Raw genomic sequence first — 11,844 nt, forward strand, 5'->3', positions numbered from 1 at the left:
CGTTCGCTGCCGTAGCAACTCACAAGCTCCAAAACCACTAACCACCGGGCTTTCCAGCCCGTCGCCTCAACCGCTTCACCGCTTTCGCTGCGTCGCTGTCGTTGCGAGAGACGAGATATTAGTCACGTTCGGCAAACTGCGCAAGCACTTTGTGAAACTATTTTGTACACGGCGCATTTCCCCGCGTTTCGTCCGCATCAACGCTGCACGCCTTCATATAGAGAAGACGTCAGACAGAACCAGCGTCGTCCCCGCCGCCTTTGGCACAATAGCGGGCATGAACTCCGATCTTTCCCCCGACGCCTCCGGGCACAAGCATCCCTTCGCAGCCTTGCTGCCCGACGTTGTCATTACCGCCGTCGAGCAATTGGGCAGCTACAGCGATGGGCGTATGCTCGCACTCAACAGTTATGAGAACCGCGTCTATCAGATAGGGATGGAAGACGGGCCGCCCCTGATCGCCAAGTTCTACCGCCCCGAGCGCTGGACCGACGACGCCATTCTGGAAGAGCACGCCTTCACGCAAGCGCTCGCCGAGCGCGAAATCCCCGTCGTCGCACCTCTGGAGATTCAGGGCAAGACCCTGCACCATTTCGACGGATTCCGCTTCGCGCTCTTCCCTCGGCGTGGCGGTCGCGCCCCGGAGCTACAAGACCCCGACACGCTCAACTGGCTCGGCCGGTTTCTCGGACGCATCCACGCACTCGGTGCCGCTCAGCCGTTCCAGCACCGCCTCACCCTGGATATCGACAGCTACGGACACGCCCCCGTCGACTACCTGTGGACGAGCCACTTCATCCCCGTCGACTTGCGCGACGCCTGGCGCAGCATCGTTGACCTGGCGCTTGCCGGCATCGCCCGCGCCTACGAGCGTGCGGGAGACGTGAAGCTACTGCGCGCGCACGGTGACTGCCATGCCGGCAACGTTCTGTGGACCGACGCCGGCCCTCACTTTGTCGACTTCGACGACACCTGCATGGCCCCGGCGATGCAGGATCTGTGGATGCTGCTTTCGGGCACACGCCCGGAGATGACCGCCCAGTTGGACGAAGTGCTCTCCGGCTATGAAGACTTTGCCGAGTTCAACCCGCGAGAGTTACACCTGACGGAAGCCTTGCGAACACTGCGGTTGCTCCATTACAGCGCCTGGCTGGCGCGCCGCTGGGATGATCCCGCGTTCCCCGCGGCCTTCCCCTGGTTCAACACGCAACGCTATTGGCAGGACCGCATTCTTGAGTTGCGCGAACAGGTCGCCCTCATGGACGAGCCGCCACTGATCTGGCGCTGATCGGCCAGCGATCCCCGCCACACCGCCACACCGCCCGCACTCACCACCATCGCCACATGGCGAACGCGAGTGCGGCGGCGACACACCACTCCGCAGCCGACCCCGTCGTGACATACAGCGGCGAGCGAAAGCGCGTGCGCAACGGCCAGCAAAGCGGCACCCCGGAAGGCGTGAGCCAATCTGCCAGAAGATGCGACAGATACCCGGCACATAGCGCGATCGCCCAGGCAGGCACTCGTCCCCATCCATATAGACAGGCGACGACCGCCAGCACCGGCAGCAACAGCGAATGCGTCATGCCACGATGTCCGAACACACCGGAAATCGCGAGTGAGAGCGGCGCGACGCGGCGCCCCAACAGGCTCTTTGGATGATCGACGTCGGGAAGCAACGCACCGACGAGTGTCAGAGGCCACGCATGGACGCTAGCGGCCCATCCGGTGCGATGCATCAGCCAGGTCGCGCCGATACCGAATATGAGATGACTTCTGGCTTGCATGAAAGACCGGCGGCGATGCGCGGGAAGGCCTCGCGCATCTGAAGAGGGGGCCGAAGTCTACCACCGGGCACACATCACTGGCATCTGCGTGACTCCCTGCGCCGATCACATCGAAAACGGGAACGCAACGCTCGAGAGCGACAACGCGCAAATACGCCACATCCCGCGCGATTCGATTGACGGTGTCACACACGGCCCGTACGATCCGCCCGACGGATTTCCAGACTTTCGCGCCCAGACGAGCGAATCGCCCCGCAGGAGTTTTTGATGAAGAAGTTTCTGATCCTTGCCGCAGCACTGACACCCCTTGCCGCACAGGCCGCGAACCCGCTCGTCACGGACGACACCGGCACGCAGGACACCGGCAACTGGCAGCTCGAGCTGAACAGCGAATGGACGACGCAGCAGACGGCGCGCCAGCAGCAGTGGAACAACACGCTCACCTATGGCGTGCTGCCCAACCTCGATGTTGCGATCCAGGCCCCCTACCAACGCACCCGCCCTGACGGCGACGGCTGGACCAACGGCTTCTCCGACCTCCAGTTGCAGGCCAAATGGCGTTTCCTCGAAGGCGAGCAATGGAGCCTTGGCCTGAAGCCTTTCGTCACACTGCCAACGGCCAGCCGCGACCGCAGTCTTGGCAACGGCCGCGCGACGACCGGCGCGAACCTGCTGATGCAATACAACCTCGATCGCTGGACATTCCTCGCCAACGCGGGCTACACATGGAACAACAACGGCATCGGCAATCGGCAAAGCCTGTGGAATGCTTCCACGGCCGTGCTTTTCAGTGCGACGGACACGCTGCGTCTGGTGGCTGACGTTGGCCTTGCGACCAATGCGGACACCACCACCCAAACGAAACCGGCCTATGCACTGGTCGGGGCAATCTACAGCCCGACCAAGGATCTCGATCTGGATGTCGGCTACAAACGCGGCCTGAATCCCGCGTCGATCTCTCACTCGGTGCAGGCGGGCGTCACCATTCGCTGGTAAGCGCCGCCGCCCGGCAGAGCGGCGCGCGCATCGCGATTTCCTTCGCGCGCAAGATGCCGGGAAAATGCACGCCTCGTGCATGATTTTCGGGAAGTTCATAAAACAAATGTCATAAACGCTTGACACAATGCGCAGAATTCCCGTAATATTCAATTCTTCAGACGCGGGGTGGAGCAGTCTGGCAGCTCGTCGGGCTCATAACCCGAAGGTCACAGGTTCAAATCCTGTCCCCGCAACCAAATTCGAAAGCCCGTCGATCGCAAGATCGACGGGCTTTTGTCTTTCCGGGTGGCCGTATCGCAGACGTTGAAGCGGGCGCGCCCAGCCCCCTTCAAATAGACGAAGCCGCTGAGCGGTCGTGATAGAGTCGGCCATCCTTCTCTATCTTCTCTATCGCGTAGCCATATGTCACCTTCCGTTGAACGTGGGCCCGCCGATTCAACCGATCGTCCATCGGGCGTGGACAGCGCCGCCAGCGCGCACAGCATGCCCCTCTCTCCCGCGAAAACCGCCCTGCTGGTCATGCATTACCAGACCGACATCATGGCGCTATTCCCGTCGGTCGCGCCCACGCTCCTGTCCAACACGCGCCAGCTTTGCGACGCTGCTCGCGCCAAGGGCATCAGCGTCTATTTCGCCAAGATTCACTTTAGCCCAGGCTATCCGGAAGTCAGTCCGCTGAACCGGAACGGACAAGGCATCAAGCAACTAGGGCGCTTCGTTGAAGACCGGATCTCGCCCGAACTCGGCCAGCGGGCTGATGAGCCGCTCATCATCGCGCATCGCGCCAGCGTGTTCTACGGCACCGACCTGCAAGTGCGGCTTTCGGCGCAGGGAATCGATACGCTGCTGATGGTGGGCATTGCCTCGACTGGCGTGATGTTGTCGTCAATCGCATACGCGAGCGATGCCGACTTCCGCTTGTTCACCGTCAAGGACTGCTGCTACGACCCGGATCAGGTCGTGCACGATCATCTCTTCTCGACGGCCTTCGACTCTCGCACAACGGTGCTTTCGCTGGCCGATGCATTGGAACTACTGGCCTGAGCGACGGTCTGCGGCGCTCACTCAGCGCGACGCCAGAACCGTTGCTCAACCACTTTGCTTCCCCATTGGTCACCCTCCGACTCGTCGGTCAGCCGAAAGCCGAACGACTCATACAGATGGCGGGCCGCATCCAGCCCCTTGAACGTCCACAGGTAGGTCTCGCGAAAACGCTCGTCGACAAAGCGCATCGCTTGCGACATCAATTGCCGCCCAACACCGGAACCGCGCAACGAATCGTCGACGATGAACCATCGCAGATGCGCGATGCGGGTCGCCTCATTCCCGTCGATGGCCAGAGAGGCGAGCGTCCGGCCATTTTCAACGTATCGCCATAGGGCTTTACCGTCGGCCGGCAGCGCGCCTGCAAACTCGGCAAGCTCCGTGGCCACCTTCTTCTCGAAGAACGCCCCGAATCCCCAATGCGCCGAGTAAAAACGGGCGTGCAGGCCGGCAATGTCGCCGATGCAACCCGGTTGATACCCTTGCACGATTTGTGCGGACACATCACCGTCGGCTGCGCCTTGGGCTGCGTTGTCCTGTGCGAGCGCGTCGGCATACAGCGCGAGTGACCGGACCAACGCCGCCTGATCCGCCGGCACGATCCGCCGCAGCGCGCTGGACACCTGCTCCGTCGCAAAGCGGTCGATCTTCTTCCGGAGCGCCTGCCCGGCATCCGTCAGATAGAGTTCAGACGAACGCGCGTCTTCATTGGCCGTTATGCGCCTCACGAGACCGCCCGCCTCGAGCTTGGCGAGTTGGCGGCTCGTGTTCGATTTGTCCAGCCGCAGGAGATTACCGAGGTCTTTGGCGCTGATCCCCGGCGCCGCCCCGATTTCGATGATGGCGTGCACTGCGGATGGCGCAAGATCGCTGCCCGCCAGCGTCGTTCGCATGAACCCCAGTTCGCGAACCAATCTGCGCGAAAAGTCCCGGAGTGCCTGAATCTCCGCTTCGCGAGGCTTGCCGGGAAGATCGACGAGGTCCATGAGTGATCCCAAAAAGGTTGCGCAATGCAACCAATGTAGTTGCGACACGCAACTTATGCAAGCCCGACAGAATTCGATTGATATCGTGGCCGCTGATGAACGGTCACTGGCCCTCGGTGCCAAAAAGACCGTGGGCGTCCAGAATGGCGTAGGCAATCTCGGGGCGCTGATCGAGACAGCGGCGGATGGCGGCAGGAATCGCCGCGTGGGTCTTCCGGCAAAGTCCTGGCTGCGCTTCCAATCGGATAACGATGCCGCGAACCGTGCGAACTTCGTTCGGACTCGGCGCAATCCGCAGCGCAATGCCAAGCTGGGTATGCATGCGCTGCGCCACGCGCAGCAAGTCGGCGTAGCTGGTGAGCGATTCGATGTGCGCCACCAGCCGCTTCTCCTCCGCTTGCGTCAGACGCAAGATCCGGCGATCACCGTTCGGATCCTGCATGAGACGCTCCCGCTCGCAGGTGCAGGCACCGGGCGGGCACTCCGTACGAATCGGGAAAAGGGTTTCGTCGAGCATCTTGAAGACGGGGATCGGATTGCCGGGATTGCCGCAGCACCGCTATCGTCGGCGACTCAAGTATCCCCATTATGTCGCGGTGAATCCATTAGGGAAGTCCGCGTGGCGGGGCGACGACGCCTCCGTCGCCGAGTGGATGCCGTGAGAAATCGCATGAGGAAGGCAAATTATCAGACAGCGTTATACTCTCGCGCTCTTATTGTCTTCGTCACTTCTCAGGGACTTCATCAAATGAGCGCACTGCCCCCTTGTCCGAAATGCAACTCCGAATTCACCTATGAGGATGGAGGTCTGTGCATCTGCCCGGAATGTGCTCACGAATGGTCGGCACAAGACGCCTCCCCTGTGGAAGCGACCGAGCGCGTCTTCCGCGACGCCACTGGCGCCATTCTGCAGAATGGCGACACCGTGACCGTCATCAAGGATCTGAAGCTGAAGGGTTCAGGCGGCGTGATCAAGATGGGCACCAAGGTGAAGAACATCCGGCTGGTCGATAGCGACCACGATATCGATTGCAAGATCGACGGCTTTGGCGCGATGAGCCTGAAGTCGGAGTTCGTCAAAAAAGTGTGACCTGACTCCACTCGCGCCGCGCAAGCGTCGCGCTCGATGCCACGGTGAGCGCTCGGCCGTTCACCGCGCCCGAATCGCGAACCCGTCGACGTAGGCGCGTAAGCCTGCGGCCTCGGCCGCCCCCCAGACCTTGCCGTCGCAAAGCACCTCGCTCGCAGGTGACGACACCACCGGCACCCCTTCGGCCCGCGCCGCCGCCTCGAACAACGCTGTCTGATTCACCTGGGCCGCCGTCTGCGCGGCACCGGTCACCGTCTCGGCCCCCACCATACCCCAGCGGCGGTACTGCGAGATGAACCACATCCCATCCGACGGATGCGGGTAATTCACTGCGCCTTCATCGAAGAAACTCACCGCGAGCAGGGCGTGCCGCCCTTGCAGGCGTCCGAAGTCCCCCAGCAGACGCGCCGCAATCAGATCGCGCGGCGCACCGACCCAGGCCGGTTCGGCCAGCCATCCTGCCGCTTCCGCCCGATGCCCGGGCATATCCAGCCAGCGGCATGCGCTGAGTAGCGTGCGCACCAGCGCCTGCGCCGTTCGCGGGTAGCGGGCGACGAAATCCCGGCGGCACGCGAGCACCTTTTCAGGATGATTCGGCCAGATGTCGCTCGACACGGCGACCGTGCGCCCCAGCCCGCGCGCCTGCGCCACCGCGTGCCAGGGCTCACCGCAGCAAAAGCCGTCGAGTCCGCCCTCCTCCATCGCGGCCACCATATGCGCCGGAGGAATCACGATGCTCGACACCTCCGAGAGCGGGTCGATGCCCTGCGCGGCAAACCAGTAGTTGAGGAACATCGCGTGCGTGCCCGTCGGGAACGTCTGCGCGAAGACCGGCTTGCGCCCGAGCGATGCCAGCGCCTCGCGCAAGTCGCCCGTACGCGTTATCGCGTCAGCCAGCGACGGCGTCACTGTCACAGCCTGTCCGTTGCGATTGAGCACCATGAGCACCGCCATGTCTTCGCGCGGCCCGCCAATGCCCAACTGCACCCCGTACACGAGGCCATACAACGAATGCGCGGCGTCCAGCTCGCCCGTGAGCAACTTGTCGCGCACGGCCGCCCACGACGACTCGCGGCTCAATTCCAGCGTCAAGCCGTGCTCGTGCCCGAGCTCCAGACGCTTGGCCACGACCAGCGGCGCTGCATCGGACAACGCGACGAACCCCACGCGCAAATGACGTTTCTCTGGCGCACCGTCCGGCGATTGCGCGTCAGAAGCCAACCATGATGACGTCGACATGAGCAGTGTCTACCCCAGTAATTCGGCAATCGAGACGAGTTGGCGCGCCACTTCGACGAGCTTCTCGCCCTGGTCCATCGCCCGTTTGCGCAGGATGGCATACGCCTCCTGCTCGGAAATCCTACGTCGCTCCATGAGCAATCGCTTGGCACGGTCGATCAGCTTGCGGTCGGCCAGTTCGCTCTCGGCCTTGACCAGCCGTGCCCGCAGCTTTTCCTCATGGGCGAAGCGCGCGAGCGCGACTTCGAGAATCGGTGCGAGCCGGTCGACGGCCAACCCCTCGACAGAGTACGCCGTCACGCCGGCATCGACGGCCGCGCGAATCAGCGACTGATTGCCGTCGGCCGAGAACATCAGCACGGGGCGCGGCGCCGCCGCGTTCATCACGGCAAGTTGCTCGAGCGTGTCGCGCGACGGCGATTCGGTGTCGATGATGACCACGTCCGGGCGCTCACTCTCCACCACACGCGGCAACGCCTGCGGCTTCGCAACTTCCGCCAGCATCTCGCAGCCCAGACGCGCGAGCGCCGCCCGCAACTCGCCAATCGGCTTGTCGGTGTCGGTGACGAGCAACACGCGCAGCACGCCCGGCGCTCCTGCCGTCTCGAGATCGGGGGGAGCGGGGGGCGAGGCCGTAAGCGTGGCAGGTTTGCGAGGGGGGATGGCCATGAAGGATATAACGCGTCAGGCTGCCCGGGCGATGACGTCCGGTTCGGCGTGTGTGCAGGCGTCTCCGGTCGCCACGTCGGCACCGGCAAGCGCGGGCGCTGCCGCCAGCGCCGCCTCACTGACCGCGCCGCCCACGAGCAGGATGGCCGGACTGGCGAAACCCCCAGCGCGCACGTCGGCCGCCAGACGCCCCAGCGACGTTACCAGCCGCCGCTCTTGCGGCGTACCGGCCCACTGCACCGCCGCCGCCGGTGTCGTCGCCTCGAGGTGCGCCATCAACGTCTCGGCAAGCGCTTCGACCCGATTCACCCCCATGTAGATCGCCAACGTGGTGCCCGTCGCGGCGAGCGCAGCCCAGTTGGGTGCACCGCCGTCCTGCCGGTGGGCGGTGACGAAGGTCACGCCCGCACAGTGATCGCGATGCGTGAGCGACATCCCGAGGCCCGCGGCCGCCGCAAAGGCCGCCGATACCCCATTGACGATCTCCAACGCCACGCCCGCACGACGCAGCGCCGAGATCTCCTCGCCCGCACGCCCGAACATCAGCGCGTCGCCCCCCTTCACGCGCACCACATGCGCGCCGGCGCGCGCGAACCGGCACATCAGGCGTTCGATGAAAGCCTGCGGCGTCGACCGGCAGCCTCCGCGCTTGCCCACGGCAATCACGCGCGCCCGCGGTGCGAGCGAGGCGATCTCCGGATTGGCCAGATCGTCGACGAGCAGCACGTCGGCCTCGCCGAGCACGCGCGCCGCGCGCAACGTGAGCAGATCGAGCGCGCCGGGACCCGCGCTGAGCAGGGTGACTTTGCCGTTCTTCTTCATGATCGTTCTCCCTCAAATCCTCGATGTCCTGCATGTCGCCCAATTCAAGTCGTGTTGCAGCGTTCGGGATCGAACACCGCCAATCCTTGCTCACGCGGCGTTCGTCGCCATCGGCTGAGCCGCCGTCTTGCCCGAAGCCGCGCACATGCGCTGCAACTCCGGCACACATGAACCGCAAACCGTGCCGCAGCCAAGTTTCGCCTTGAGTTGCACAACGTCCGCCCCGGCACCGATGGCCGCACTGATGCTCGACGCCGTCACCGACTTGCACTGACATACCGTGCGATCGCGCGGCGCGGCCGGTCCGCTGTCGGCCACGAAAACCGCGTGACGCGCATGCGTCCAGGGCGACGTTTCACGCACACGAGCCAGCAGCGACGCCGACGCGGCAACATCCGCCTCACTCCCGGCGACCAGCACGCCGTCGATCAGCGTCTCACGCCATGCCACCCGCTTGGTCATCGCGCGGCGGGCGTCGCGATACTCCAGCAGCGACGCGTCACGTGGCAGCGCCAGTGCAGCGTGCAGACGTTCGAGCCAGGCCGCATCGGGCTGGTCGTCTGCCGCGGTGACCACAATCCGGTCGTCGCCCTCCAGTCGCACCGTCGCAAAACGCCGATCGGCCAGCAACGGCTGCACCGCCGCATGCAGTTGCAGCGCATCACCGCGACGCACCGCCGCAACGCGCCACGGCAACGTGAGCGGATCGACGCGCACGGCGGCGTGCTTCAGCTCCGGCTGCTTCGAGTATTTGTCTACGGTGCCGAGGGTCGTATCGTTCACGCCCCCGCCGCCGAGAAACTGCCCGCTCCAATGCATGGGGACAAAGACCGTGCCCGAGGCGACATCGTCGCTCACGCTCAGCATCAGCACCCGCTCGCCGCGACGGCTCGACAGCCGCACGAAATCCCCTGCACGCAGGCTGCGGCGCGCGGCGTCTGCCGGGTGCATCGTGAGCGCCGGCTCAGGCGCATGCTCGAACAACTGCCCCACCCGCCCCGTGCGGCTCATACCGTGCCATTGATCGCGCAGGCGGCCGGTAATCAGGCGCAACGGATGCCGGGCATTGATCGGCTCCGCCACGGGCCGGTACTCGAACGCGTGAAAACGCGCGCGCCCGTCGCCGGTGGCAAATACACCGTCTTCGTAGCGGCGCGCTTGTCCGTTCGAAGCCCCTGCCGGAAACGGCCACTGCTGGGGGCCACGCGATTCGAGCAATGCGTAATCGATTCCGCCAATGTCGAGGTCACGCCCCACGGTGAGCGCGCGATGCTCGTCGAAAATCGTCTCGATGGAGGAAAAGACGAACGGCTCAGGCGATGTGCCGAGCTGCGGCGCAAGGCGCCGGGCAACCTCGCTGGCGATCCACCAGTCCGGCTGCGCCGCGCCCGGTGCCGGCACGGCGGCACGCACGCGCGAGATGCGGCGCTCCGAGTTCGTGACCGTTCCCGCCTTCTCGCCCCAGCTTGTGGCCGGCAGCAACACGTCGGCATAAGGCACGGTATCGGTCTGGTGAAAGGCTTCCTGCACCACGACGAATTCGGCCGCCGAAAGTGCCTCGCGCACGCGCTCGCTGTCGGGCATCGAATGCACGGGGTTCGTACACGCAATCCATATCGCCTTGATGCGCCCGTCACGCACGGCGTCGAACATCTCGACGGCGGGCAGGCCCGGTGTGTCCGAAAGTCCCTGAACGCCCCACAACTGCTCGACCTCCGCGCGATGCGCCGCGTTGCCGATGTCGCGATGCGCAGCGAGCATCGTGGCCAGCCCGCCGACTTCGCGCCCGCCCATGGCGTTGGGTTGCCCCGTGAGCGAGAACGGTCCGGCGCCTGCGCGGCCGATCTGCCTGGTGGCCAGATGCAGATGGATCAGCGCAAGGTTCTTCTCGGTGCCGTGACTCGACTGATTCAGCCCCATGCAATAGAGCGACAACGCCGCCGGGCTTTCGCCAAACCAGTCGGCGGCCTGCCGCAACGCGGATTCTTCGATGCCGCAGATATCCGCTACGAGTTGCGGCGGATAAGCGCGCAGCACCTGCTTGAGCGCATCGAACCCCTGCGTATGCGCATCGATGTATTGACGGTCGATGCGCCCCTCCCAGATCAGGTGGTGCAGCATGCCGTGAAAAAGCGCGACGTCGGTGCCAGGCGCGATCGCCAGATGCAGATCGGCCATCGCGGCCGTGTCGGTACGGCGCGGGTCCACAACGATCCAGCGAATCGACGGATCGGCCGCCTTCGCCGCTTCGAGCCGGCGGAACAGCACTGGATGCGCGTACGCCATGTTGCTGCCCGCGAAGAGCACGGTGCGGGCGGCTTCGAGATCGTCGTAGCACGTGGGCGGGCCGTCGGCGCCGAGCGCCATCTTGTAGCCGCTCACGGCGCTCGACATGCACAGCCGCGAGTTCGTGTCGATGTTGTTGGTACGCACCAGTCCCTTCGCGAGCTTGTTGAAGACGTAGTAGTCCTCGGTCAGCAACTGTCCCGATACATAGAACGCGACGGCGTCCGGGCCGTGCCGGCGGATGACGTCGGCAAAGCGCGAGGCCACCGTCTCCAGCGCGTCGTTCCAGGTCGCGGGCGCACGCACGGCGTCTCGCGTGCGGCGCAGCTCGGGCATCAGCACCCGGCCGGCGAGCGACTGTGCGGTGAGCGGCAAGGTCATGCCCTTGCTGCACAGGCGTCCGAAGTTCGCCGGATGCGCCGGGTCGCCCTGCACGCCGACGATGCGCTCGCCGTCGCTCTCGACGAGCATGCCGCAACCGACGCCGCAGTAGCAGCAGGTGGTTTGCGTGATGGTGGTCATGGCGGCTCCGGCTGTGGCTCGGGAATCAGGCGGCGGCCGTTGCTTCGGCCGGCTCGGCGCTCGTCGTCTCGACGAGCGACAAATACACCTCACCTGCGTCGATCCGTACGGGAAAACGCTGGGCGCACCCCACGTCGGGCGCGCAAGCCTCGCCCGTCGTCAGATCGATATTCCAGGCGTGCAGCGGACACGTCACCTTCTCTCCATGCACGATGCCCTGCGAGAGCGCACCGCCCTTGTGCGGACATTTGTCGCGCAGTGCGAAAACGTTATCGGTCTCGGTGCGAAAGAGCGCGATGTCGCCGCTCGGATGGCACAGCACGCGTGTGCCCAGGCGCGGGATCGCGTTGACGTCGCACACATGCAGCCAGGTCGGTTCAGATAGCGTCATGACGATCTC

12 protein-coding genes and 1 tRNA gene are annotated in these 11,844 nt (G+C 64.7%); 5 read left to right on the plus strand and 8 right to left on the minus strand.

The genetic code is table 11. From position 1 onward, the window contains the following. Positions 1-277 precede the first annotated feature (277 nt). Entirely contained in the window at positions 278-1,288 is a 1,011-nt protein-coding gene (locus tag PBR20603_RS21945; protein WP_150561579.1) for a serine/threonine protein kinase, read from the plus strand. Between the two features lie 40 nt (positions 1,289-1,328). On the opposite strand, the gene PBR20603_RS21950 is transcribed toward PBR20603_RS21945, so the two are convergent. Continuing rightward, the gene (locus PBR20603_RS21950) at positions 1,329-1,787 is read right to left on the minus strand and encodes a metal-dependent hydrolase (protein WP_150561580.1); all 459 of its coding nucleotides are present in this window, start codon (positions 1,785-1,787) and stop codon (positions 1,329-1,331) included. A gap of 267 nt (positions 1,788-2,054) precedes the next feature. Here PBR20603_RS21950 and PBR20603_RS21955 point away from each other — a divergent pair, with 267 nt between their 5' ends. The 3 genes from PBR20603_RS21955 to PBR20603_RS21965 all read left to right on the plus strand — a co-directional run bounded on the left by PBR20603_RS21955 (position 2,055) and on the right by PBR20603_RS21965 (position 3,830). Then, positions 2,055-2,783, plus strand: a complete 729-nt coding sequence (locus tag PBR20603_RS21955) for a transporter (RefSeq protein ID WP_150561581.1) — start codon at positions 2,055-2,057, stop codon at positions 2,781-2,783. 162 nt (positions 2,784-2,945) lie between these two features. Further along, positions 2,946-3,022, plus strand: a tRNA-Met gene (locus PBR20603_RS21960). Positions 3,023-3,269: 247 nt separating this feature from the next. Continuing rightward, complete coding sequence (locus PBR20603_RS21965; protein WP_150561582.1) at positions 3,270-3,830, plus strand: cysteine hydrolase family protein; 561 nt, start codon at positions 3,270-3,272, stop codon at positions 3,828-3,830. Positions 3,831-3,847: 17 nt separating this feature from the next. On the opposite strand, the gene PBR20603_RS21970 is transcribed toward PBR20603_RS21965, so the two are convergent. Next, positions 3,848-4,816 carry a bifunctional helix-turn-helix transcriptional regulator/GNAT family N-acetyltransferase gene (locus tag PBR20603_RS21970; RefSeq protein WP_150561583.1) on the minus strand — a complete coding sequence of 323 codons (969 nt, stop codon included), beginning with the start codon at positions 4,814-4,816 and terminating at the stop codon, positions 3,848-3,850. A gap of 103 nt (positions 4,817-4,919) precedes the next feature. Further along, the gene (locus tag PBR20603_RS21975; protein WP_343041979.1) at positions 4,920-5,258 is read right to left on the minus strand and encodes a hypothetical protein; all 339 of its coding nucleotides are present in this window, start codon (positions 5,256-5,258) and stop codon (positions 4,920-4,922) included. Between the two features lie 306 nt (positions 5,259-5,564). Between PBR20603_RS21975 and PBR20603_RS21980 the strand changes: the two genes are divergently transcribed. Continuing rightward, the gene (locus PBR20603_RS21980; protein WP_150561585.1) at positions 5,565-5,906 is read left to right on the plus strand and encodes a zinc ribbon domain-containing protein YjdM; all 342 of its coding nucleotides are present in this window, start codon (positions 5,565-5,567) and stop codon (positions 5,904-5,906) included. A gap of 60 nt (positions 5,907-5,966) precedes the next feature. Here PBR20603_RS21980 and PBR20603_RS21985 read toward each other — a convergent pair whose 3' ends face one another. From PBR20603_RS21985 to nirD, 5 genes are all read right to left on the minus strand, one after another. Further along, complete coding sequence (locus PBR20603_RS21985) at positions 5,967-7,145, minus strand: CmpA/NrtA family ABC transporter substrate-binding protein (protein ID WP_150561586.1); 1,179 nt, start codon at positions 7,143-7,145, stop codon at positions 5,967-5,969. A gap of 9 nt (positions 7,146-7,154) precedes the next feature. Then, the gene (locus tag PBR20603_RS21990; protein ID WP_150561682.1) at positions 7,155-7,730 is read right to left on the minus strand and encodes an ANTAR domain-containing response regulator; all 576 of its coding nucleotides are present in this window, start codon (positions 7,728-7,730) and stop codon (positions 7,155-7,157) included. Positions 7,731-7,829: 99 nt separating this feature from the next. Next, positions 7,830-8,636, minus strand: a complete 807-nt coding sequence (gene cobA / locus PBR20603_RS21995) for a uroporphyrinogen-III C-methyltransferase (RefSeq protein WP_150561587.1) — start codon at positions 8,634-8,636, stop codon at positions 7,830-7,832. A 90-nt stretch (positions 8,637-8,726) separates the two neighbouring features. Then, positions 8,727-11,444, minus strand: coding sequence for a nitrate reductase (locus tag PBR20603_RS22000; protein WP_150561588.1), 2,718 nt, complete (start codon positions 11,442-11,444; stop codon positions 8,727-8,729). A gap of 25 nt (positions 11,445-11,469) precedes the next feature. After that, positions 11,470-11,835, minus strand: coding sequence for a nitrite reductase small subunit NirD (gene nirD, locus PBR20603_RS22005; protein WP_150561589.1), 366 nt, complete (start codon positions 11,833-11,835; stop codon positions 11,470-11,472). Positions 11,836-11,844 lie beyond the last annotated feature (9 nt).

The organism is Pandoraea bronchicola, from assembly GCF_902459805.1.
Lineage (GTDB): Bacteria > Pseudomonadota > Gammaproteobacteria > Burkholderiales > Burkholderiaceae > Pandoraea > Pandoraea bronchicola.